Origin of the sequence: Nannocystis sp. RBIL2 (assembly GCF_026626745.1) — a bacterium.
Taxonomy (GTDB): domain Bacteria; phylum Myxococcota_A; class Polyangia; order Nannocystales; family Nannocystaceae; genus Nannocystis.
Genome location: NZ_JAPNJW010000001.1, coordinates 2834436 through 2858281, shown reverse-complemented (window position 1 = coordinate 2858281; position 23846 = coordinate 2834436). Strand labels below are relative to the sequence as shown.

The following is a 23846-nucleotide window of genomic DNA, read 5'->3' as shown; positions in this document are numbered from 1 at the left end:
TGGCATAGAAGCCGGGATGCGCGGCGGCGCGATCTCCGGGTTGTCTCGAAAATTCGTCCCGATTTTGTCGCGATTCGGGCAGTTTTCGATACGACCCGACGAATTCGGGCCCGCAGGGGGGTCTAGCTAGGGTTGTACATCACATCACCAAGATCCAGTAGTAAACCCGTCGCCGAACGCCGTTCTTCAGAGAGTACAGCACCCTGTTGTTCACTGTGGAACGGGCGCATTCGACGCGTACACCGCGGCTGCGGCCCCAAGCCGGCCGAACCGCCGACGACGTCCCGGCCCTCGCGCTTGTCGACGCCTCGTCGCACGTCTGCCCCGGCGACATGGTCTCCGGCGTCCAGAGGACCAGGCCGACCCGCGTCGGCTTGCGCGGCTCGGCTCGGGACCCCACCGCCGTCGACACGTGCGCCAGCCCGAAGTCGACGACCTACACGTGCATCGATCCGTCCGGTCGCGGCTCGAGCAGGATGTTCTTGGGCTTCAGGTCGCGGTGAACGATCCCCGCCGTGTGCGCCGCCGCTAGCCCATCGGTAACGTGGGGGCCGATCTGACAGACCTGCACCCACGGCAGCGGTCCGGCCTCCATTTTTTGCCAGAGGTTCACGCCGCGGACGAGGTGGACCGCAAGGTACGTTCCGCCGCCGGGCAGGCGGCCCGTGATGCCGGTCTCACCCGTCCCGTGCTTCCAAGGAACCCGGCGACCCTCCTCGGACCCCGTCGGCTGGCGAAATTCCGTCTAGAAACGCTTAAACGCCTGTGATAGCCGCGCGCCGCGATGTACATCCGCGAACTCAAGATCGAGAACATCCGGTCGATCCGTGAGTTCGAGCTGAAGCTGAAGAGTGAGGAGTGCGCCGGCTGGCATGTATTGCTGGGCGACAACGGAGCTGGCAAGTCAACGTTTGCGCGCGCCGTGGCCCTCGCGCTGGTCGGCCTGGAAGAGGCCGCGAAATTGCCGATCGATTGGCGCGAGTGGTTGCGCACCGAATCCGAGACCGGCAGCGTCAACGTCGATCTGCAACGTGACAGAGTGTTCGACGAGGTGGGCAAGGGGGGACGGACGATGGGCCCCAAATGGTTGCCCGCTGTTGGATTCAATCTGCAGTCATGGGGAGATGAGAGATCCGCTCGCCGCGTCGTCATCGAAGCCAAACACTACCAAATCGCTGGGCGCGATTTTGATCCGACGCGCTATGCCTGGAGCGACAAGCCTGGATGGTTCTCCGCGTCGTACGGGCCGTTTCGCCGGTTCTCGGGCGGCGACATGGCCTACGACAAGCTGTTCCACATCTACCGCCGGCTCGCGCGGCACCTATCGGTCTTCGGCGAGGACGTTGCGCTGACGGAGGCGCTCGAGTGGTTGAAGCAGCTCGACGTCGAGCGACTCCGCCACCCGAAAACGCACTCGCTCCTTGAGGACGTCAAGGCGTTCATCAATCAGTCGGGGTTTTTACCGCACCAGACCAAGCTGGTCGACGTCAACGAGGAAGGGGTGTTATTCGTCGATGGCAACGGCTGCCAGGTGCCAGTGACCCAGCTCAGCGACGGCTATCGCTCGGTGCTCAGTATGACCTTCGAGCTACTGCGCCAGTTGGTCCACTGTTACGGCGCGGGTGCGGTGTTCGAGCACGTGCGGCAGGGTCATTCGATCATCGCGCTACCGGGGGTCGTCATCATCGACGAGGTCGACGCTCACCTGCATCCGCCGTGGCAGCGGCGGATCGGCCTGTGGTTCACGCGGGTGTTCCCAAAACTGCAATTCCTGGTGACCACGCACAGCCCGTTGGTCTGCCAGGCCGCCGAGAAGGGCAGCGTATGGCGGCTGCCGACCCCGGGAACCGACGAGATCGGTCGGCGAGTGGAGGGCGTCGAGCTACAGCGGCTCGTACGCGGCAACCTGCTCGAAGCCATGGGCACCGAGCTATTCGGCGAGGACGTCGGGCGCTCGGAGGCTGGGCGCAAGGACGTCGAGGAGTTAGCGAAGCTCAACCGATTGGCGACCCAAGGCAAGCTGACGGCTGAACAGAAGCGGAGGCGGGCGCAACTGCAGGCGCAGATACCCACACGCGCCAACTCGGCAGTCGCTAGCGGGGAAGAATCGTGATCCGCCTACCCGACCATGAACTCGACGAATCCACCGCCAAGGCGCTGGACAAGTACCAGGCGGAGGTCGATCGCTCACGTTCGTACAAGAAGCGCGTCGAGCTGGCGAAGGAGCGGTGGGAACAAGTTCATCGTAGCGTGAAGTTCAACCCCGTCAAGTCGACGCTCGCACGGATGTGCTGTGGGGCTCGTCGCTGCGCCTATTGCGAGGACTCTTACGCGGACGAAGTGGAGCACTTCCGACCGAAGGACCTCTACCCCGAGCACGTGTTCCGCTGGCAGAACTACGCCTACACCTGTGGCCCGTGTAACGGACCGAAGGGCAACCAGTTCGCCGTGTTCACGAGTTCCCGTGGCAAGCCGACGCTCGTGGCCCGCGGTCAGAACGACCCGGTGAAGCCGCCGGCGAAGGGACCGATCGCCCTCATCGACCCACGGTCCGAAGACCCACTCGAGTACCTCTGGCTCGACCTCGAAGAGTTCGTCTTCACCGAGAACGCCGACGAAGGTACAAGAGCCTGGCACCGGGCGCGCTACACGATCGATACGCTGGGTCTCAACAAGCGAGACGAGCTCGTCACGGCGAGAGCGAGCGCTTATGGCAGCTTCCGGGCGCGCCTCAAGGAATACCGGGAGAGCAAGACCGCGAGGGTCGCAGCTCATCAGCTCCACGCGCTGCGCGACGACATCCGTTCGCTGCATCACCAGACCGTGTTCGCGGAGATGCAGCGCCAGCGCGTGACCTCGAGCGAGCTGAAGGATCTGTTCAAGGGCATCCTTGAAGCCACGACCTGGAAGCCGCAGCTCTGGAACCCCGCAGGTCTCACGACCTAGATGACAACGGTGCGGGCCTGCAGATCGAGGTGAGCGCTGCATCGTGTGGTTCGTCAGCGAACTGCATCATGTTCGCAGGGGTAGCGAGCTCGGCCTTGGCGAAACCCAGTACATCGGCGACCAGCCAGGCGAGATGCCCGATCAGCCGGGTTGGCGGTTCGCCGCCAAGGACCAGCGCGACGACTGGCGAGTGACGATGACGGGCCCGTACTGTCCAGAGTCGTGACGACCACAGCGGCTTGCACACCGACCACGTCAGCAATGTCCGCGAAGACGGCACCCCGCCGTCGAACCCCGCCGAGACGATCGGCACATCACCAGCAAGAACAAGGCGACGTCGAAGTCTGCCTCTCCAATCCTAAGTGGGGTCAGAATTGGCCTTCGTCGAGGGCGTCATTGATCTTCCAGCATGGCACGAAGGCCAGCCGGCCGGCGGCTTCAGGGCTCGGCCGGGAGCATGGTGCAGCATCGTACCCAACGGATTATGCGCGGCGTTGCGATCTGCCAGATATCTCGAAAAATCGTACCGATTCGTAGCGATTCTAGCGGTTCCAAGACAGAGCCTCGTAAACGGGACCGTAGAGGGGCCTAGCCTTGCCTCTACACCACATCACCAACGTGCGCGAGGACGGCACGCTGCCGACCACGCCGATCGACAACTGGAAGATCTTCAACACCTTCCGGACGAACGCCAGATCGAAGGCGGCGGGCTGTGCCTGCCGGAGCCGCCGGGCTGACGGAGAGTCTCTCTGGACATGTCTTCATGGACATGTCCCGAGGGCGCTGCATGGAGCGCTGAGCCGCGGGCGAGTGGCCCCTCGCACGGCGGCTCACCCGCGGATGAACGCGAGCAGGTCGCGGTTCACGCGATCGACGTGCGTCACGAACAGCCCGTGCGGCGCCCCTTCATAGACCTCGAGGCGCGCGCCGGCGATACCGGCCGCCGTGCGACGGCCGAGCGCGAGCGGCGTGGACACGTCGCGGTCGCCGTGGAGGATCAGCGTCGGGCGATCGATCGCCGCGAGGTCGGGGCGCTGGTCGGAGAACACCACCGCCCGCTGCGTGGCGATCGCCACGTCGACGGGCGTGCTCAGCAGCTCGGACACCAGCCACGAGCGCATCGCCGCCGACGTCTCGGGGACGAAGAACGGCGCCTCGTTCTCGGCGGCCCAGCGCGGGAAGTCGCGCGCCCAGCCCGCAAACACCGCCTCGAACACGGCGTCGGGGATCCCCTCGAGGTTGTCGGGGAGCTGGCGCAGCACAGGCGTCAGCGGCCCGAGAAGGGCGATTCGCGCGATGCGCGACGAGCCGTGGCGGGCGACGTAGCGCAGGATCTCCGCGCAGCCGAGCGAGTGACCGACCAACGTCACTCCGCGCAGGTCGAGGTGCGCGAGCACGGCCGCGAGGTCGTCGGCCAGCGTGTCGAGCTCGTAGCCCGCGGTCGCCGGGCTCGAGCGCCCGTGGCCGCGGCGATCGAAGGTGACGCAGCGCAGGCCGGCCGCGCGCAGGGCATGCACCTGGTACTGCCACATCGAGCTCGACAGCCCCCAGCTGTGCACGAACACGATCGCCGGGCCGTCGCCGCCGCTGTCACGATAGAACAGGGTCTCGCCGTCGGGCAGCGTCACGGTGTGGCCGCGCGGCCGGGGCGGCAGCGCGTCGAGGAAGCCGGTGACGCTGGCGAACCGGCCGTCGGGCGCGACCGTCGCGAAGTCGGTGCCGCCGGCGACCGCCGCCCCGCCCGCGGGCGCGAGCGACCACGCGAAGCGCAGGTTGTCGCCGTGGCGGTCGGCGGCGCCGCGCGGCGCGAACGCGAAGCCGGGGAACTTCGCCTGGATCGCGCCGATCATCGCGTCGATGCCGGCGTGCCCCTCGCTCGCGGCGAGCGGATCGACGTAGCGCGCGTCGGCGGTGAAGGTCGCGGCGATCAGCGCGGCGCGGCGGGCGTCGTCGCGCTCGTTCCAGGCGGCGAGGTAGCGGTCGACGAGGTGCTGGGGCTCGGTGGTCGTGGTCATGCACCGAATTTGGGCTCGCGCCGCCATGGGGTCGATTACCTGCGGGGTAACGATCAGATTACCCGCGAGGTAATGGAGCGCCGGCGCGGGACGGTTACACTCGCCAAAGCCATGCAGAGTCCAACCCGGCCGATCGGCACTCTCCTGCGGCAGTGGCGCGAGCAACGGCACATGAGCCAGCTGGCGCTCGCCGCCACGGCCAACATCTCGACCAAGCACGTCAGCTTCCTCGAGTCCGGCCGCGCCACACCGAGCCGCGACATGGTGCTCAAGCTCGCCGACGTCCTGTCGATCCCGCTGCGCGCCCGCAACGCGCTGCTGCTCGCCGCCGGGCACGCGCCGATGTACTCGCAGCACCCGCTCGACGCGCCCGAGCTGGCGAGCGCGCGCCGGGCGATCGATCTGCTGCTCGCGGGTCACGAGCCGTACCCGGCGATAGCGATCGATCGCCACTGGAACCTCGTCGCGGCCAACCGAGCGTTCGCGCCCCTCGTCAGCGACCTCCCGGCGCGCCTGCGCGAGCCGCCGATGAACGTGCTGCGCGCGAGCCTGGCGCCCGACGGGCTGTGGCCGCGGATCGTCAACGCCGCGGAGTGGCGCGCGCACGTCCTGCAGCGCCTGCAGCAGCAGATCGACGCGAGCGCCGATCCGGTGCTCGTCGCGCTGCGCACCGAGCTCGGCGGCGATCAGGCGGTCACCGGCCACGGGACCGACCTCGTAGCGACGCTGCGTCTGCGCGTCGGCGAGGCCGTGCTGTCGTTCCTCAGCACGACGACCATCTTCGGCAGTCCCGTCGACGTCACGCTGTCGGAGCTCGCTATCGAGTCGTTCTTCCCCGCCGACCCCGCGACCGCGGAGGCGCTGCGTCACGGACGATAGGGCATGACGGCGCGGCCGTCTGCTAGGATAGAAGGGCGATGCCGCGCCGAACCGACTTTCCCTGCTGCCCGAACGGCTCGCACGCTTCGTGCTGGTACGCGCATTTCGTCTACAAGCCGCAGTTCGCCTGTTTCGGCTGCCGCAAGGCGTTCAAGCGGAGGTTGCAGGCCGACGTCGATCCGGACGGCGAGTGGCGAGCGCCGCGCTGCCCCGAATGCGGCGGCGAAGTGGTGTCCATGGGCGTCGGGTTCCGCCCGCCGCGGCGCCAGCAGGTCGGGCAATGGCGCCGCCTCGCCGCGCTGGCGGCCGAAGGCGTGACGTTCCTGTGCTGCGGCGGCGCCAAGCAGCCGCGCAGCGCCCTCGACTTCCAGCAATTCATGGCCCAGCGGTGGCGCCGCGGCAAGGTCCGCTGATCGATCTTTATATCCCCACCAACTGACTCATGGCGGCCAAGAGCAGTGCCGCGGTGAGGAGCGTCTCGCCGCCAACGTCTTCCGCGCCGCGAGTCCGGCCGCTCCGTCACCGCGCGGTTCCTACAGAGTATTGGCCGACGACGGCGTCCTTGTCGTAACCGGCGGAGAAAGACAGGCCGCTGACCTCCCACTCGTCGCGGAGGACATTGGCGGTGTGGGGCATCGCAAAGCTGCGCAACGGCGCCGGCGCGGACGCCAGCACTGCCGCCCGATCGCCCCACACGAACGGCGATGGCAGGTCGGCGAACGTCCGATGCCCGTTGAAACCGTTCCCGTACATGGATACCGATATGATCTGCCGATGCTCCTGGGAGTCCTTGGGGTCTCCGCCGAGCAGCAGGCTAAAGCCCGCCGCCTTGGCGACGATCACGCTGCGGGTGTTCAGCCCCTGCAACTGGCCGGCGCCCGCCAGCGCTGCCGTCACACCTGGGTGGCCGAAGGAGATGCCCCAGTGGACCGGCAAGGACAGGTCGCCGCCGAGCAGCTCGTGGGCCGCGAGGCGCGCTCGGGGCCGACGCCCCAGCGCGACGCCGGCGGCCTCGGGCGCGTGGGTGGGCCCGGCGGCGTGGCTACGGTGAGGCTGTCGAGTCGTTCGCGGGAAGCTGACCCGGAGACCGCAGAGACTGCCGGGTTCGCCGCGAGCGAGGTCCGAAACCCGGTGTGTGGAGGTTGACCCGTCACGAGTTCGTCGCGCTCACGGCAGCGCGCGCTCGACCTCGACGCCGAGCTTCCAGATCTTCCGGATCGCGCGCGTCGCCAGGATGTCCGTGGTCGGGTCGCCATCGACCAGCACCAGGTCGGCGCGCAGCCCGGGCGCGATCCGGCCGCGGTCGCCGAAGCCGAACGCGTCGGCCGGCGCCGAAGTCGCCGCGACCAGCGCCTCGGTCGGGGTCAGGCCCGCGTCGACGAGCAGCTCGAGATCGCGGTGGATGCTGACGCCGTGGGTCGCGAGGTCGGTCCCGGCGAGGATCGGCACGCCGGCGTCGTGCAGCGCGAGCACGTTGTCCTCGGCGATCTGCAGGTTCTCGAGCGTCAGCACGCTCGGCGGCGCGGGAGACAGCAGGTACTCCTTCTCGAGCTCGGTCAGGTACGGGCCGAGGTCGGGGTCGGCGATGATCGCGGCGCCGCCGTCGGTGGTGATGAACGCCTCCTCGGCGCCGAGCGTGCCGACGACGAAGATGCCCTTCGCCACCGCCAGCTCGACGAACTGCGCGGTGGCGAGCTCGTCGACGAATACGTGGACGAGGCCGTCGACGCCGTTGTCGACCGCCGAGAACGCCGGTGCCTGCTTGGTGATGTGCGCCATGCTCAGCATCCCCCGCTTTTTCGCCTCCTTCGTCAACGCCGCGATGGTGGCGTCGCTGAGCACGGGGATCGGGGGGCCGGTCAGGGTGCCGTCCTCGATCATGATCTTGAGGTGGTTGGCGCCTTCCTTGATCCGATCCTTGACGAACTTCTTGGCCCCCTGCGGGCTGTCGACCGTCGGCGATTCGATGACGTCCGGGGTCCAGTTGTAGGGATACCCTTCGGTGATGGTCGCCGGGTGAATCGCGCTGAACACGTCGGCGCGGTCCGGCGCCCCGGTGCTCTTTTGCTCGGCCGTCATCGCCTGGATGAAGGCGAGGTCGGACCACATGTCGAACTCGGTCGTCACGCCGAACTGCGCCGCGCGCTCGAGGTCGCCGCGTTGCCACGCGTGGGCGTGGCTGTCGAGCATGCCCGGCATCAGCGTCGCGCCGGCGCCGTCGATCGTCGGCGTGCCCTGCGGGATCTTCACCTTCGGCCCGACCGCCGCGATCTCGTCGTCGACGACGAGCACGGTGGCCTTGGCGATCACCTTGTCGCCGTCGAACACCCGCACGTTGGTGATCGCGAACGATTGCGAGCAGGTCGGATGCGCGGCCTCGGCGGAGCTGGCGGTCGTACCGAGGGCAAAGGCGAGGGCGAGCGAAAACATCAAGGTGCAATGTCTAGTCATAGGATTCGCTTCCGGATCGCGGCCGCGCGAGCTCCACGCGACCATTCAGGTCGATTGAGCGGTCGTTGGTCGTGGTATTCGCCGACCGTCTCGCCGGTGGTAGCGTTCGCAGGTCGCGATCGGGAACCGGAGCCCCGCGCGTGCTATCTCACTGGTGAACGCGAGCCGCTCGGGAGAGCCCACGGACGGCCGGTCACGCGATCCTGGCGGTAGACGGCCTGTACTTCATCCCGGAGTCCCCCCCGAGCGCCGCGGCGCTGAAACGGTCGTTCCCTGGCTCAGCAACGCGCTGCTCGACGACGACGCCCGCGCGATCACCCGTGCCGCCGAGGCAGGGCCTTCGGCAGGTGACCGGCCCTGGGTCCTACTGGGACAGCAAGAGCCGCAAGGCCCGCTAGAAGCCCTCACCCTCCTCGCACGCGAGGCACCCCGCGCCGGACCCCTGGATCGACTCGCCCTGGGCGCACAGCGCGGGGATCTGCTCGGCCAGGACGTCGGCGTCGAGCGGATTGTCAGCGAGGTTGAGGTCGACGCATTGCGAGTCCCAGAACGGTGCCGCGAGGAGCGGCTGCAGCGTCGTGAGCGCGTTACTCCGGAGATCGATGTGGGACAGCGCCACGTGGCCGGCGAGCGGGCCGAGGTCGACGATCGCGTTGCCGGCGGCCGAGAGCTGCGAGAGCGTCTGCGGGGCGAACGCGTGCAGGGCGGTGACGCCCGTGAACTCGATGCCGAGGTCGACGAGCGCGTCGAGCTCGACCAGCGCGCCGATGTCCGGTTTCAGCGGGTTGAGGCCGAGGCGAAGCGACTCGAGTCCGTGCAACCCGGCGAGCGGGTCCGGGTCGACGAGCGCGTTGCTGTCGAGCGACAGCGACTTCAGAGCCGGCAGGTCGACGAGCGGCGCGACGTCGACGATGTCGTTGACCGACAAGCGCAGCGACTCGAGCGACGCGCGCCGGCCATCGAGCCAGCGTGACGGCGACGTTGCGGGGTCTCACCTCGCGGCGCTGCGGGGCGCCTGTCAGCGATCGAAATCTCGCGGAGGACTGCACCTCAGGGGCTGGCGTTGCTCAATTTCCGATGTGACCTCGGGTCGTCCAGCCCGAGCTTGATCATTCGGCGACGCAGCGCATGCCGAGTGGCGACGTGCTCGCACGCCGGAAGGCGGCGCGTTCTGCACGATAGGCTGCGTTTGCCCACTGATCTTGCGAATGACTACAGCGGGAACGCGCTACAGTCGTCGAAGTCACGCCAGTTGCAGGCTTCGAGCTGATCGATCCGGCTGGCCAACTGGGAAGCACGCAGCCGCGTCGCCACACGGCAGTTGCGCTTCCACGGCGTGGGCCACAGGCATAGCCGCCGCAGCACGGCGAGTCCCGAAGCGCTGCCGAGGGCATTCACGGTCGCATCGTCCCAGATGAGGGCTTCCTCGTGTCGATCCGAGAGCTGTCGCGAGGTGCGGGTCTCGTAGCCGAGGTGCAGCTCGGTGAGTCGTGGCAGCTCCGCGCGGGTCAGTGACTGCACGGAGGGTGGCGCCGCACCCATGCGCGCATCGAGAATGCGCAGCGCAGGGTGGAATGCGGCGACGAAGTAGGGGCAGCGGATACCGAGCCGCTCCAGGCGGGGACACCCCCTGGCCAGCGGCAGCAGCGAGCCGCAACTGCGCAGGGCGAACGACGCCTCGCCGTGAGGATCAGGCAGTCCGCCGATGCACAGCGCGCGCAGAGCCGCCAGCGGCTCCGTCGAAAGCGCCTCGACGAGAGGCGCGAAGTCCTCCCTGTCGTCCTCCATGTACTGCACGGAGAGTGAGACCAAAAGCCGCGCCGACGGATGCGCGAGGACCTGCCGGAGCACCTCGGGTGGCCCTGCAAAACATAAGGTATGGAAGAAGCCGCCGCGGTAGATCACCTCGCAACTCGCCGCGGGCTCGGCGTCACCCCGCGAAGGAAAAGCGCCGGAGAGCTCGACGGCGTGGGCCGCCAGGAGGGCTTGCTCTTTCTCGCGTAGCGCAGCGTCCTCGTTTTCTTCGAGGGCGAGCTGAATCAAGCCCAGCTCGCCCCGCGGGTCACCCTGGGATTGCAGCCGCTCGGCGTAGGTGACCCATGCTCGGCGATCGTCGGGGCGGTCGATGATGTCTTGCTCGAGTGTCGCGTTCTCGGGGTCGGCTCGCACCGCGCCATCGTATCCTCGGCAGACCACACGGCATTTGAAAACGTGGATTCGCCGGGCCCCTGCGAGGCTCGCGGCGCCGGAGGCACGTCGAGGCTGCGCTCGACGCCGGCGAGTCAGTTCGGACAGAGGTCTGCTGCGGCGAGAGCTGACCAGGGGTTCAGGTTTTGGGTGATCGAGTTGCGGGACGGTCGCAGAAGGTCGACCGCGCGCGCCGACTCCGGGATGACAACCGGCCGGTCGCCGGGGCGGCCGGCGGGCGATCGCCGTGGCCGGACACCAGGCCCTGACCGCGACGATATTGCCGGGCGTCGCGTCGCCGACCTGCCGCCCGGCCGCCCGCATGGCCTCATCGTGCGAGGTCGTGGTCCAGTTGCTCTGGCCTGCTCGGCGCTCGGTTGCGCTCTCTAGTGCAACAATTGCTCGAGCCAGGGCTGCGACGGGCTCGCCGGCCGGCCGGAGAGTCGTGAGCCGAATTTCGCGGCGACAGGACTACGGTCGAGCCGCGAGCTCGACCCATCTTGGCCCGCGACGACGCGGGCTTCCCGCGGTGATCGATCGGCGGCGCGACCGACACACAACTGTCCCCACCACGGCATATGACCAACATCAATCGATACCTGGCCACCTTCGACGAGACGATCAAGCTCGACTGGGACCACACCGGCGTCCTCCGCGAGCGACGTAATGTCATCCTCGAGCACCTCCGCGCGCGGCTCGACGGCCCGAGCTTCGACCCCTGCAATCAGGGCAGCTACGACCTGCGCACGGGCGTCCACCCGCTGAGCGGCGACTACGACATCGACGTCGCCCTACGTTTCAACACCACGATCGACGAATGGCCCGACCCCGTCGCCCTCAAGCAGCGAGTGCTCGCGGGTCTCGAAGACCTCGGCAGCTCGGTTCGGCTCCGTCGCCCGTGCGTCACCGTGTTCTACCGGCGCGGTGACGAACAACTGTATCACGTCGACCTCGCGGTGTACGCCCGCGACGCGCATGATCGCCTCCATCTCGCGTGCGGCAAGCCCGGCGATCGGCAGGACATGAGGATCTGGCAGCCCTCGGATCCGCAGGCGCTCGGCGCCTTCATCGACGGGCGCTTCAAGGATCAAGACAAAGTGCAATTCCGTCGGGTGGTACGTGTCCTGAAGCGCTGGAAGGACGAGCGCTTCTCCAGCGAAGGAGAGGCGGCGCCCAGGGGCATCGCGCTCACGGCCGCGGCGCTGAAGTGGTTTCGGGTCGAGCGTCGCCAGGATCCCGTCGACAGGCAGGTTCACTACGACGATGCGGCGGCGCTCCTGGCGCTGGTGAAGGCCATGCGTGAATATCCCGAGCGGCGGCTGAAAGCGAAGCTCCCGGTCGCTCCCGGCAACGACCCGTTCGACCGCATGACCGATCGCCAGATGGAGATCTTCCGTGAGGAGCTCGAGCGCCTCGAGCGAGCGCTGACGACCGCGCTGGGGAGCCCGGACCGCGACGGGGCGTGCGACGCCCTGCGCCGCGTGTTCGGCGACGACTTCCCCGGCCCGGAAGGCAAACCCACGCGCAAGCGTTCGGCGATCGTCGCCTCGGGGTCGGCGGCATGAAGCGACCCATCCCGACCGAATTGCTCGCCGAGCTGTGCGCCGCGGGCATCCTCGAGGACGCGGCGCCCGCCGGGCCCGAGCTCCTCGCTCAGAGCTGGGCGAATGGGCTCGCGGGCGCGTTCACGGGCCGAGCCCGCGTCGAGGGCCGCGCGCTCCGTGTGCGGATCGGCATCCCGCGGCGCTTTCCAAACGTCCTGCCGCGGATCTACGTCCTCGACCTCGACTCGCGGCTGCCTCACGTCCACAAGCACGGGTACGTCTGCTACTCGGAGCACGACGGCGTGCTGCTCGATCGCAGGGACGCCGTCGCGGTCGTCGCCGACGCCCTGCGCATGGCGCTGGAGCTCGTCGCCAGCGGGCTACGCGGCGACAACTCGGCCGCGTTCATCGAGGAGCTGGCGCTGTACTGGCCCGGCCAAGCCCTCGCGCTGTCGATGGTGTCGCCAGGCGAGGAGATCCGGTGGGTCTGCGGCGTCCGCATGTCCAAGTTGTGGCACCTGTTCGACAATCGCGCGCAGGCGAACCGCGCGCTGCCCGGGTTGCCCGCCGAGCAGGTGCTCTACGTCCCGCTCCACGAGGTGACGCGGCCGATCGACTCGACTCCGTCGGAGTGGGGAACCACGGAGATCACCCGCTTCATCAAGCAGAACCTGACCGACGCGCAGCGCAAGTCGCTGCACACGCAACTGCGCGGCAAGCCCCGCGCGAGCAGCTTCGTCGTCGTCCGCGTCCCGTTGCCGCGCGGCGGGCAGTGCCTGATCGGCGTGGAGTACCTCGGCATCCAGGGCGAGCATCCGCTGACGAGGCGTCCGGGCACCGCAGGAGCGCAGGCGATCACCGTCTTCCGACAAGACCTCGATTACCTGGTCGCCCGCGGCGGTGGGCTCGCGGCGGTGCGGCGCTCCAGGGCGCTGCTGATCGGCAGCGGCGCAGTCGGGGGTCACGTCGCCGGCGAGCTCGCGCGCGCCGGCGTCCAAGCGCTCACCCTCGTGGACCCCGACGAGCTCCGCCCCGAGAACGCCTACCGCCACGTGCTCGGTCAACCGCTAGCGAGCGACGTCCTGCGCGCGTTCCTCAAGTCGCCCGCGAAGGTCCACCTGCTGACTTTCGAGCTGAGAACGCACTATCCCGCGCTCACGGTCGAGCCGGTCGTCGCGGCCATCGAACAGGCGATCGAGGCCGGCACGATCCGTCTCGCAGACTTCGACATCGTCATCGCCGCCACCGGCGATCCCAACGTCGACCGCTGGCTCAACGAGACCGCGCTCGACGCTGCCGAGGCGCCGCCGATCGTCTACACCTGGCTCGAGCCGCTCGGGCTCGGTGGCCACGCGGCGCTGATCGCCGGGCACGGACCGAAGCAGCCGCGCCCGGCGGGCTGCCTCGACTGCCTGTTCACCCCCGCACAAGAGGAGCGCGCCCCGGCCCTGTGCAATCGCGCTGCGTTCGCGGCCCCTGGGCAGGCGGTGACGCGCGAGCTGGCCGCGTGCGGCAACGCCTTCACGCCGTTCGGCTCGCTCGACGCCGTGCGCACCGCCGAGCTGGCGGTGCGCCTGGCCTTGCAAGCGATGACCGGCGAGCACCGGGGCGCCTTGCTGCGCTCGTGGAAGGGCGACCCCGCCGCGTTCCGCACGGCCGGCTACCGGACCTCGCCGCGCTTCGAGGAGCCCGTCGAGCGGCTCGAGCACGCCGGTGAAGTCTTCTCGCAGCCGCACTGTCCCGTGTGCGCCCCGCCGTTCATGGCCCGTAGAGCGGCAGCGCCTGGCTGAACCCCCTGTGACCTTCGTGGTCGGGCCGCGCCGTTCGGGGCCGCTGGGCTGAGATCCGAGGTCAGCGCCGGCGACGGCGGGCGAGCCACCACGGCAAGGCGAGCAGGCCGAGAGCGGGATCGCCAGTGAGGTTGCAGCCGGAGTCGCCGTCCGCGAGGGCGTCGCTGGATCTGGCGCCGCTCGTGTCGGCGGGGGTGCCCGGATTCCCGTCCCTGGCGCCGACATCACTCGTGGTGTCGACATTCCTGGCGGTGCTGCCTTCGCCGGTGGTATCGCCATTCCCGGCGTCGCTGTCCTCGCCGGTGGTGCTGTCATTCTCGGTGGTGCTCTCGCCGCCGGTGGTGGTGTCGTCGGCGGGCATGCACAGGCCGGCGCTACCCAGGCCGTCCTCGCACGGTTCGCCGTCGGGGGCGTGGCCGCGGGAGCTCGCCCGCAGCCACAGGCCTGCCGCGAGCACGAGCCCCGGCCCGCGACCCCCGTGCTCACATCGTGCACATGTCGTAGTCGCACGTGCCGTACGTGTACCCGTAGGAGCAGTTACCCGTCGACGGATCGAACGTGCTCGACGTCAGGATCCTCGTGCGCACCCGACCGAGGCCGCAGCCGATGCAGGCCTGGGTGCCCGCCGGCAGGCAAAGCGACGCGGGCAGGCCCTCTGGCGCGCTCAAGGGCAGGTCGGCGCCGCCGAGCGCCGGGATGAAAGCGATGCAGTCCTCGCCATCGCACGACTCGCCGGCCTCGCGCAGGTTGACGTGCGCCGTCGGGCTCTCGCCGTCACAGGTCGCCTCGAGCACCGGTGCCACGAAGCCGCGGTCCCCGAGCTGCAGCGGATCGATGAGGATCTGGGAGACGCGCGCGTCGCCGTCGCACTCGAGGGTGGCGCGCTGCTCGTCGCTGAGCGCGAGCTCGACGACCTCGCCGTCGGCGAGCTCGATCGCGGCCGAACCGGCGAGCTTCAGCGACATGCCGGCGACCGGATCCTCGGCACCCTCATAGTTGGGGGTGTAAGCGGCGAGGCTCGCGGCGGCCGGATCTCCCGCGTCACAGCCGGGCACGGCGAGCAGTCCGGCGAGCAGGGTGGTCAGCGCGACGAAACTACGAACATTGGCATTGAACATGAGCGATCTGTCTTTCCAGGTGAGATGAACGCCGCGGCGTCAACCGCGACGCCACCTGTATTGCACAACGCGTACCAACGACGCCGCTCGGCAATACGCGGACCCTTGGCCGCGTTCGCCGACGGACAGTGGCCTGTCAGGCCACTCCGCCGCGATGTGTGGCGTCGCAGTCGACAGCCGCCTCGCGCTCGTGGACGCCGGGCCGACCGCCCTGCTCGTGTCCGTCGTTCACCGCGCGTCGCACCTCGGTGCCCGGCTCCGCCGGCCGCAGATAGTCGATCGTCGCGGTCCTGTCGCCGTAAACAACGGACGGCGGCCGAGCCGTCGCGCCCGGCGTTCGACAGGTTGGAGTCAGAATCGGCCGACGAGCGACACGCCCGCGAACGTCGGGCTGAAGCTCGGGGTCAGACGAGTGTGCTCGCCGATGGCCCGGCGGTAGCGACGCAGCTTGCGGTTGTAACTCGCGCCGTGGGCGAGCAACCCGACGCCGACGATCCCGGTCGCCTGAGTGAGCATGATGCCGCTCAGGTACCCGGCCCACCGCCCGCGCACGCACTGCCCGTAGTCGGGGTCGGACATGCCGGAGGCCTCGTCGTACGGATACTTGCGGTCGCACGAAGAGGCGCCGAAGACGTCGACGAGCGAGCCGACCCGTACGCCGATGTAGCCGAGGATCCCGAGCGTCATGAGACCGGCGCCGAGACCGGCGTGGAGTCGGCCGAGCCGCTCGCGCCCGCCGGCGTAGGCGGTCTGATACGCGGCATGACGACCGTGGGTACCACCCGCTCCGCCGGCGAAGCCGAACGCGAACAGGTTGGAGATGAGGGCGACCGGGCCGAGCGCCGCGAGGCTGACCGCGTCGCCGAGGCAGTCGGCCGGATCTCCGCCCACGTCGCTGCAGCCGCGCTTGACGGTGATGATCCGTCCCATGTTGGCGCCGAGTCCGAGCGCGCCGAAAACCCCGGCGGTGGCCATCAGACCGATTCCGCGGCGACGCGGCGGCGAGGGCCTGTCCTTTGCAGACGCCGACGCCGACGCCGTCACTTCGGGGGCCGGCTCGGGGCCTTCGGTCTTGTTCGTGGGTGCGGGCGCGGCGTCGTCGGCCGCGCCGCTCGATGCGAGCGGAGCGTCGGCCACGGGAGGCGCCTGCGTGAGAGCGAGGACGAGAGAAAGGGCGGTTGCGGAGATGACAGACATACGCGAGTCGCTTCACCACAATGACGCCGACCCCTCGTCGTGGTCGCAGCGGTCGCCGCCGCATCGGTGACACGCCGTCGCCGCGTCCCCGTCGCATGTGTCGCCGATGGCGGATTCTCACGCCTCGCGTCGCTCACGCCCGCGCTGCGCTTGCTGCAGGGGGGATGAGCTGGACGAACCAGAAGTAGCCGTCGTAAAGCGCGCGGCGGAGGAGCCGTGCCGGGCCTTCGATCTCGCGGGTTCATCGCTGGCTCGACGTTGCCACCGGACCACACCGCGGCGCCGTGAACTGGTACGCGCTCGGCGAATGGCGCCTCGGAGGTTCGAGGATGACCGGCCGTCACCGCTCTCTCATCAAAGTACCACCAGCTGACGTCAGCCGTCCGACGTGATCACGCGGCGCAGCAGCACCTTTGAATCGGTGTCCACCGGCTCGCCCATGGCCAGCGTCCCGCAGACGAGGCCTCTCCGAGGGACGGGGCGTGCTTCGCCTCGCTCACCAGCGCGTGCTGCTCGAAGCCCACGACGAGCACGGTGTCGCTCTCGGCCGTCGTCATCCGGGCCCTGCGCTCGTCCCTCGTGTCCAGCTCGAGTCGACGATGGCCGTCGACTCGAGGTGCACCTCGGTGCCTGCTCCCCGACTGCGGTCAGCTCGCGTGGACGTCTTGCGGGCGGTAACGGGCGAGGAAACGGAGCGCTCCCACGCCGCGCGCGAGCCAGAACGTGATCACGAACAGGACGAGCAGGACCGCCGGGCCCGACACCAGCACGAAACCCCAGTCCGGCGCGGCCGGGTCCAGGGTCTTGTCGATCAGCAATTCGACCAGCGGCTTGGCGGCGAAGATGTAGGCGATCGGGAACAGCTGCACCCAGAGCAGGCCGATCGTGCCCCAGCGCCAGAACCGGCGGTGCGCGGCCAGCGGGACCTTGTCGTGGAAGCGGCGCTGGAAGATCTTCTGCGACTTGCCGAGGTAGAGCGCGCTCGCGGCGACCACGGCGACGAGGTTGAACACGAGGAACAGGGTGACGCCGACCAGGCTCGCCAGCACCGCGGAGGACGACGCGTTCGGCTCGACCTGGACATAGATGAATGCGAGCGAGAGGTAGGCGATGAACGTCTCGAGCGCGGGCTGCAGCATGTAGGTCGTCAGCACCGACGCGAGCAGCGTCAGCGCGATCAACACGACGATCACGCCCAGCGTCGCCAGGAACTCGCGGCTGATCCGCTGCAGCGTCTTCTTGATGACGGTACGCCCGACTCCGGCCTCGCCACGGGCGGCGCGCCCGGGCAGCCGCACGATCTCGAGCAGCGTGGGCCTTATCGCCAGGAAGAACAGCGCGCCGGTGAGCAGGGTCAGCACCACCGGGATGTATGCGAGCACCCAGCTGACGCTCTTGAAGAAGCTGGCGACCGTGCTGAACACCTGCATATCGTCGCGGAATTTCTGCACGTTCTCGAGCATGATCACCGGCAGCGGCTCTTCGGACTCGAGGCTGAGCTGCGCGAGCGTCGGCTCGATGATGAGAGGCCCCATCGGCGCCATCTCCTCGGCCTTCTCGTCCAGCAGAGCGAGCGTCGCCTCGACCATCTGGACCTGCGGGTTCGACACGGAGCCGAGGCCCGCCTGGATCCCGCGGAGCAGCATCAGCGCGCCGCTGAACAGATTGACGGCGATCACGAAGGTCACCGCCGCCAGCGCGCTGTAGCGGAACAGCACGCCGAACTTGCCCGGGTAGCGGCGGATCGATACGAGGGGGAGCAGCAGCAGCAACAGGCCGCAGAGGGCGATCCGCGACAGGACGCCCGAGATCTGGTCCATCTTCTGCGACTGCTTGTCCATGATCTTGTCGGCGAGCCTGTCGAGCAGGGGGCCGCGGATCACCGAGATCTGGGATCGCAGGCGCGCGGCGTAGACGGCGGGGTCTTCCTCCCCGGCGACGGCCGGCTCCGCGACGGCGGCCTCGGCGACGAGGGCCGCTGGATCGACCGCGGCGGGATCGGCCGCAAAGGCAGGCTCGGCGGGCTCGGCGGGCTCGGCGCGCGCGTCGATCGCAGGCTCGGGAGCGGTCGCTCGCGCAGGCGCCGGCTCGCCGAGGCTGACGGCGAGCAATGTGGACAGAAAGATGGGGACTGAGCTTCGCATGGCAAACCTCGAGCGTCGCGCTCGGTTCACCGCGAATGACGCCGCGTCCCGACCTCGGTCGCACCGGCTCGCCGACACGCCGACTCCGGGCCTCGGTCGCACGAAGAGAGGCGATTCGCCGACGCGCGGCTCCTCACGCCTGCGGGTCGCGGAGCAAGACCGAGATCTGGACGTCGAGCTGGCTATGGACGAGCCGGGCGAGGCTGCCGAATTCGGAGGGCGAGAGGCCCAGAGCGGCGGTCAAAAGGCGCCGCGTCTCCTCGAACAGCAGCGTGCGGGCGCGGATCAGCCAGCGCGCAGCAGTGGCCCGGTGCATGCCGTACACCAGCCCGATCCGGTCGACGCTCAGGCCGTCGATCACGGCGAGCCGCAAGACCGCGCGCTCGCGCTCGGGGAGGCGAGCGCAGGCGTCGCGGAAGGCCTGCTCGAACTCGACCCGGTAGCGGCTGCGCAGGTAGTCGAGCTCGGGGTCGCCGGCGGTGGCCAGCGCGCTGTCCTGGAGGTCGCTCAGGCGCCGCTGCTCGCGGTTCTGCTGGCGGCGCAGGGAGAGGCCGGTGCGGACGAGGCTGATCCGGACCCACGCCGCGAGGGGTCCGCGGCCGGCGTACTCGAGCAGGCGCGGGCCTCCGCTCTCCGTGCCGACGAGTAGCCGCTGGCGGACGGTCTGGCACACCTCGTCGCCGAAGGTCGGGTCGGAGTCGAGCGACTTCAGCACGTCCGCTCCCTCGGCGAGGATCTTGTCCTCGAAGAGCCGGACGGCGAGCGGGTCGGCCGCGACCGCGCACGCGTACGCCAGATAGAGGTCGCTGACGTGAAGGCCGGCGACGGCCTGGACCGCGGCCTCGGGGTCGTCCGGCAGGAGGCCCTGACAGTGGGCGATGAACGCCTCGCGATCGATGCGGACGTTCGGCCACGGCGCCTGCGCTTCGTGCCAGCGGTTGCGCAGGACCGCCAGGACGGCCGCGGAGGGAGAGAGGGGGCGCATCGGGGATCGGCCGGTCCGCAAAACCTCGCAAAATCCCGCGGCGCGCACAAGTCAGCGGACGCGCGCGTGGGGAGACGTCGTCCCCACGTGCCCCAGGAGCGCGCCGAAACTGATACATCTCCGCGGCGCGGTCATGCGAACGAAAAGCGAGCCCGGTACGACGTGTCTGAGCGACAATGATGTCCTCGACCTGCTCGCCGGAGGCAGGACCGAGGCCGAGCGTGAGCACATGCGCACTCACGTCGACCGCTGCGAGGCCTGCCGCGGGCTCTTGGCGGCGCTCGTCGGTCGGTCGAGCGAGGCGTCGCGGGGCGGCGATGCGGCGCTGCCAGCGCCCGCCCTGCTCGCCCCGGGCACCGACGTGGGGCCTTACCAGGTGCTCGAGCGGATCGGCAGCGGTGGCATGGGTGTGGTGTATGCGGCGTTCGATCCGCGGCTCGACCGCAAGGTCGCGCTGAAGTTGATCCGCCCCGAGCTCTCGACGCTCGACCCGGACCTCGAGCGGCGATTGATCCGCGAGTCGAAAGCCATGGCCCGTCTCTCGCACCCGAATGTGCTCGCGGTGCACGACATCGGCGTGTGCGGCGGCCAGGTGTACATGGCGATGGACCTGGTCGAGGGCCAGACGCTGCGGGCGTGGCTGAAGACCCGGCCGCGCTGGTTCGAGGTGCTCGCGGTGTTCGTGCAAGCCGGACGCGGGCTGGCGGCGGCACACCAGGCGGGGCTGGTCCATCGCGATTTCAAGCCGGACAACGTGCTCGTCGATCGCAACGGGCGCGTGATGGTGACCGACTTCGGGCTGGCGCGGCCCATCGAGGCGAGCCCGCCGCCGACGGTCGTCTCGGCGCCGACGCGCGAGGCCGCCGGCGACGAAGAGACGGTCGGGTCCGTCGACTCGGCCGCGGACACGGCGTTGACGCGCTCCGGAGCGCTGGTCGGTACACCCGCGTACATGGCCCCGGAGCAGCAGCGCGGCGAGGCGGCCGACGAACGCTCGGACGTGTTCAGCTTCTGCGTCGCGCTCCACGAGGGGCTGTACGGCGCCCGTCCGCTCGCCGGCCGTCCGCCGGCGCATCCGCCGGCGCATCCTCCGGGCCGCGACGCCCGGGTGCCGGGGTGGCTGCGTCGCGCCGTCCTGCGCGGCCTGGAGCCCGTGCCCGCGCGGCGCCACCCGTCGATGAGCGCGCTGCTGGCGGAACTGTCGCCGCCGCGGCCGGTCGCGCTCTATCTGTCTCTCGGGACGGGTGTTCTCGCGGCCGCCGTCGCCCTGACGGCGGCGGCCGTCGGCGGCGGCACCGACGAGCACGCCCGGGTCTGCGCGGGGGCAGAGCTGCATCTGGCCAGCGCCTGGAGCGACGAGCGGCGGGCCGCGGTCCGGGCCGCGCTGCTCGTGGACGACAGCGCGCGCGTGCAATTCGTGTGGCGCCGGGTCGAGGGGGCCCTCGACGGGCACATCGCAATGTGGCAGCGGGTCCACGGCGAGCTGTGCGAGGTCGACCGCGACTCGGCTGCGGGGGTCGCAGGGGCGCGCTGCCTCGATGCGTGGGCGAACGATCTGGCCGCGGTGACCACGGTGCTGTCCCGTGGGACAGGTGACGATCCGGATCGCGCCCTGCGAGTGATCGACACCCTGCGCGCGGCCGACACCTGCCTGCGCCCGGCGCCAGGCCAGGATCGCCTGCCCGTGCCCGAGGACGCGGCGAGCCGCACCGAAGTCGAGGCGATCCGCGCCGCCCTCGCCGAGGTCGAGGTGCTCCAGACCGCCGGGGCGCTCGCCGAGGCTCGCGACCGCGCCAGGTCGCTGGTGCGCCGGGCCGAGGCGCTCGCGTACCGACCGGTCGCGGCCGAGGCGCTGCTGCTCCAGGGGATCCTCGAGGCCGAGGGCGCCGATCCGCATCTCGGCGCCCAGATCGTGCGGCGAGCGGCGAACGACGCCGAGGCGGTCCGACACGATCGGGTCGCGGCCGAGGCGTGGAGCTTCCTCGTGTTTCACGCCGCCCAGCGGCTCGGCGACCTCGAGCGCGCGCGCGAGTACGCCGAGCAAGCGGACGCGGCGATCGAGCGGCTCGGCGGCGACCTCGACCTCACCTCGCGCGTCACGTACTACCGCGGAATGCTCGCGTGGCGCGCGGGCGATCCTGCGGCCGCGCGTGCGTGGTACGAGCGCGCTGCCCTGCAGATGCGCGAGGCCGGCCGCGAGCCGCACATCGATCTGCTCGAGGGGCTCGGACTCGCCTACATCGACGAGGGCCGCTTCACGGCGGCGGCGGAGCAGCTCGAGCGCGTGCTCGAGCTGCGAAGCGAACAGCTCGGCCCCGAGCATCCGGACCTCGGACTCGCCCGCCTGAACATCGCGGCGGCGCTGCACGAGCTCGCCCGCGACGAGGAGGCACTGGTACACCTGCGCGCCGCGTTGAGCTCGCACACGGCCGGCCACGGCCACGGCCCCGTCGAGCTCGGGCGCCTGCACTTCGACCTCGGCGAGGTCCTGCGAGCACTCGGTCGCTACGAGGAGGCGCTCGTCCACAACAGCCGCGCGCTGGCGATCCTGCGGGAGGCCCTCGGCGAGGAGCACCCCGAGGTCGCGAACTTCTCCGAGCATCGGGCCGGCCTGTACCTCGGAATGGGACGCCCCGAGGAGGCCGTCGCGCTGATGCGCGAGACACTGGCGATGCATCGCCGCACCCGCGGCGAGCGAGACCCGTTCGTCGCGCGCTGTCAGCTCAACCTCGGCGAGGTCCTGCGCCGCACGGGCCGCCCGCAGGAGGCGCTCGAGCTCGGGCGCGCGGCACTCTCGCTGTTCGAGGCGCTGCGACCCGAAAGCGGCGCCATCCTCGGCTATGTTCGCACGTCGGTCGGCCGCACGCTGATCGCTCTCGGACGCGAGCGCGAGGCGCTGCCACTGCTCGACAGCGCGCTCGCGGGCTACCCCGAGGTCGACGTCCATCCATACCAGGTCGCCTCCACCCGGGCGGCGCTGGCCCAGGCGCTGTGGGCCGCCGAGGGCGACCGGAGGCGGGCGCGGGACCTCGCCGTCGCGGCGCGCGAGGTGCTGGCCCGCGGTGGCCCCGAATGGACGACCGAGCGCGAGGAGATCGAGCGCTGGCTCGTCGAGCGCCCGGCGACGGACGTGCCCGTGGAATCGCCATAGGCGCGACGGCCGATGGGACGGGGCGGGCGGGTCCTCAGCCCGCAGTCGCGCCCTCGAGGCGCCTACTCGACGCCCCACAAGTTGGTCGACGAGACAACGACGTCGTCGATGTAGAACGTCGTCTCCTCGTCGAAGCCGCTGTTGGACGAGCCCAGGAGGTAGCCCGCGGTGATGTAGTTTCCGCCGGCGCTATTGGGGTGGAGAGCGCCGTGGAACGTGCCATTGTGCTCGTCGACGACCTTGATCGTCGTCCCGTCGCACCGCGTGGCCCAATACTCGACCTCGCCGTCGTTCGAGTTCGTCGTGGTCGGCATGCGGACGTGAAGGATGCGGCGCACCCAGGTGCCTGGGTCGACGTTGATGTCGACGAACCGTGGTCCAGTCTCGATCCCCGCGCTGGGTAGATAGTACCAGGTGCGCTCGCCGTCCGCGGCCGCGTACGCGAACGAGCCGTACTGCCACGAGCTCCCCTCGTTCACCCAGTTTGGGTCGTCCTGATCGACGCGACGAAACAGGCGTCCGAGGATCATGGTCGGGTAGATCTCGGTGGGTGAAGGCGCCGAGTAGCCCTCCGACATCATCACCAGCTCCTTCTCACCTCCGCCGAAGTCGTTCGATCCCGCGGTCGAGCGATGAAAATAGTTCGCGGGGATGAAGATGTCGTACTTGAACCAAAAGTCGGTCAGGTGCTGATTGAACGCAAAACGCTGCTCGATCACCGTATCGGAGGGCGGGGGATTCGGCTGCGCAGGATAGGTGAATCGGAGCGAGCGCGTGCCTCGCCGCGCGAGTGCCGTGCTGACGCGGGTGTAGTGGTTGTCCGTCCACTCGATGCCGCCCGGGCTGCCCATCGCTACGGTGTCGTCGGCAAAGCTCTCGAAGCCGTCGTTGGCGATGTCTCCGAGCGGATCCTCCATAGAACAGCCGGTCATCGGGCCCGTATCGGTCGCCGTGCCCGTATCGGTGCTCGTGCTCGCATCGGTGATCGTACTCGCACCGGTGATCGTGCTCGCAGCGGACACCGTGCTCGCATCGGTCATCGAAGGGTCGGTTTCGACCTCCGCGTGCGTGGAGTTCGCCCCCGGCGGCGAACTGCACGCGGCGAGAAGGCCAGCGAGGAGGAGCGAGCCAATGGATTGTCGATTCATGGAAGGCACCATATCAATTTCTCGTCCGGCCTGAAGTGCTGGGCGACGGCCGAGTCCGGGGGCTCCTGCACCCTTCGCTATCACGGCCGAGCAGGGGCGGCCGTGGTCTCGTTCACCTCACGGCCGCGCAGCCGTGGAACACATTCGAGTTCCTCGATGATGAAGACCGGCCAGAGGGCGCAATAGCTCGTGTCGGTCACGATGCGGCCGTGCATCCGCTGCGCCCGGATGCACGGCCGTCAGCCGCTCTGGTGTTGGCGTCGCTGGCGGCACGCCGTCCGCACGAAGCCA

General features: G+C 69.5%; 20 protein-coding genes. 7 read left to right on the top strand and 13 right to left on the bottom strand.

The window, feature by feature from the left end; genetic code table 11:
- Positions 1-436: 436 nt before the first annotated feature.
- The gene (locus OV090_RS11050) at positions 437-658 is read right to left on the bottom strand and encodes a hypothetical protein (protein WP_267707093.1); all 222 of its coding nucleotides are present in this window, start codon (positions 656-658) and stop codon (positions 437-439) included.
- A 126-nt stretch (positions 659-784) separates the two neighbouring features.
- Between OV090_RS11050 and OV090_RS11045 the strand changes: the two genes are divergently transcribed.
- Positions 785-2113 (top strand): ATP-binding protein, encoded by a 1329-nt coding sequence (locus tag OV090_RS11045; protein WP_267703554.1) that lies wholly within the window; start codon positions 785-787, stop codon positions 2111-2113.
- On the top strand, positions 2110-2946 hold the full coding sequence (locus OV090_RS11040) for a hypothetical protein (protein ID WP_267703553.1): 837 nt from the start codon (positions 2110-2112) through the stop codon (positions 2944-2946). The genes OV090_RS11045 and OV090_RS11040 overlap by 4 nt, the downstream gene beginning before the upstream one ends.
- Here OV090_RS11040 and OV090_RS11035 read toward each other — a convergent pair.
- Both OV090_RS11035 and OV090_RS11030 read right to left on the bottom strand, forming a co-directional pair.
- Positions 2936-3259, bottom strand: coding sequence for a hypothetical protein (locus OV090_RS11035; RefSeq protein ID WP_267703552.1), 324 nt, complete (start codon positions 3257-3259; stop codon positions 2936-2938). The genes OV090_RS11040 and OV090_RS11035 overlap by 11 nt on opposite strands.
- Positions 3260-3776: 517 nt before the next feature.
- On the bottom strand, positions 3777-4961 hold the full coding sequence (locus OV090_RS11030) for an alpha/beta fold hydrolase (protein WP_267703551.1): 1185 nt from the start codon (positions 4959-4961) through the stop codon (positions 3777-3779).
- A gap of 111 nt (positions 4962-5072) precedes the next feature.
- Between OV090_RS11030 and OV090_RS11025 the strand changes: the two genes are divergently transcribed.
- Together OV090_RS11025 and OV090_RS11020 are read left to right on the top strand one after the other, a co-directional pair.
- Entirely contained in the window at positions 5073-5840 is a 768-nt protein-coding gene (locus OV090_RS11025; protein WP_267703550.1) for a helix-turn-helix transcriptional regulator, read from the top strand.
- A 38-nt stretch (positions 5841-5878) separates the two neighbouring features.
- Positions 5879-6253 (top strand): hypothetical protein, encoded by a 375-nt coding sequence (locus OV090_RS11020; protein WP_267703549.1) that lies wholly within the window; start codon positions 5879-5881, stop codon positions 6251-6253.
- Between the two features lie 106 nt (positions 6254-6359).
- Here OV090_RS11020 and OV090_RS11015 read toward each other — a convergent pair whose 3' ends face one another.
- From OV090_RS11015 to OV090_RS11000, 4 genes are all read right to left on the bottom strand, one after another.
- Entirely contained in the window at positions 6360-6737 is a 378-nt protein-coding gene (locus tag OV090_RS11015) for a hypothetical protein (RefSeq protein ID WP_267703548.1), read from the bottom strand.
- Positions 6738-7007: 270 nt separating this feature from the next.
- Positions 7008-8336, bottom strand: a complete 1329-nt coding sequence (locus OV090_RS11010) for an amidohydrolase family protein (protein ID WP_267703547.1) — start codon at positions 8334-8336, stop codon at positions 7008-7010.
- Positions 8337-8685: 349 nt separating this feature from the next.
- The gene (locus tag OV090_RS11005; protein WP_267703546.1) at positions 8686-9219 is read right to left on the bottom strand and encodes a hypothetical protein; all 534 of its coding nucleotides are present in this window, start codon (positions 9217-9219) and stop codon (positions 8686-8688) included.
- 284 nt (positions 9220-9503) lie between these two features.
- Entirely contained in the window at positions 9504-10460 is a 957-nt protein-coding gene (locus tag OV090_RS11000; protein ID WP_267703545.1) for a hypothetical protein, read from the bottom strand.
- A 596-nt stretch (positions 10461-11056) separates the two neighbouring features.
- Between OV090_RS11000 and OV090_RS10995 the strand changes: the two genes are divergently transcribed.
- Entirely contained in the window at positions 11057-12043 is a 987-nt protein-coding gene (locus tag OV090_RS10995; RefSeq protein WP_267703544.1) for a cyclic GMP-AMP synthase DncV-like nucleotidyltransferase, read from the top strand.
- Positions 12040-13812 (top strand): ThiF family adenylyltransferase, encoded by a 1773-nt coding sequence (locus OV090_RS10990; RefSeq protein WP_267703543.1) that lies wholly within the window; start codon positions 12040-12042, stop codon positions 13810-13812. The genes OV090_RS10995 and OV090_RS10990 overlap by 4 nt, the downstream gene beginning before the upstream one ends.
- 61 nt (positions 13813-13873) lie before the next feature.
- Here the strand turns inward: OV090_RS10990 and OV090_RS10985 are convergent, their stop codons facing one another.
- From OV090_RS10985 to OV090_RS10965, 5 genes are all read right to left on the bottom strand, one after another.
- On the bottom strand, positions 13874-14269 hold the full coding sequence (locus tag OV090_RS10985; protein WP_267703542.1) for a hypothetical protein: 396 nt from the start codon (positions 14267-14269) through the stop codon (positions 13874-13876).
- A 25-nt stretch (positions 14270-14294) separates the two neighbouring features.
- Entirely contained in the window at positions 14295-14930 is a 636-nt protein-coding gene (locus tag OV090_RS10980) for a hypothetical protein (RefSeq protein ID WP_267703541.1), read from the bottom strand.
- Between the two features lie 351 nt (positions 14931-15281).
- Complete coding sequence (locus OV090_RS10975) at positions 15282-15905, bottom strand: hypothetical protein (RefSeq protein ID WP_267703540.1); 624 nt, start codon at positions 15903-15905, stop codon at positions 15282-15284.
- A gap of 869 nt (positions 15906-16774) precedes the next feature.
- On the bottom strand, positions 16775-18271 hold the full coding sequence (locus tag OV090_RS10970) for a hypothetical protein (RefSeq protein ID WP_267703539.1): 1497 nt from the start codon (positions 18269-18271) through the stop codon (positions 16775-16777).
- 133 nt (positions 18272-18404) lie between these two features.
- Entirely contained in the window at positions 18405-19256 is an 852-nt protein-coding gene (locus OV090_RS10965) for a sigma factor-like helix-turn-helix DNA-binding protein (protein ID WP_267703538.1), read from the bottom strand.
- 229 nt (positions 19257-19485) lie between these two features.
- On the opposite strand from OV090_RS10965, the gene OV090_RS10960 reads away from it, so the two are divergent.
- Positions 19486-22407: a serine/threonine-protein kinase gene (locus OV090_RS10960; RefSeq protein WP_267703537.1), complete on the top strand. Its 2922-nt coding sequence runs from the start codon at positions 19486-19488 to the stop codon at positions 22405-22407.
- A 62-nt stretch (positions 22408-22469) separates the two neighbouring features.
- Here the strand turns inward: OV090_RS10960 and OV090_RS10955 are convergent, their stop codons facing one another.
- Positions 22470-23339: a hypothetical protein gene (locus OV090_RS10955; protein WP_267703536.1), complete on the bottom strand. Its 870-nt coding sequence runs from the start codon at positions 23337-23339 to the stop codon at positions 22470-22472.
- Positions 23340-23846: the final 507 nt, after the last annotated feature.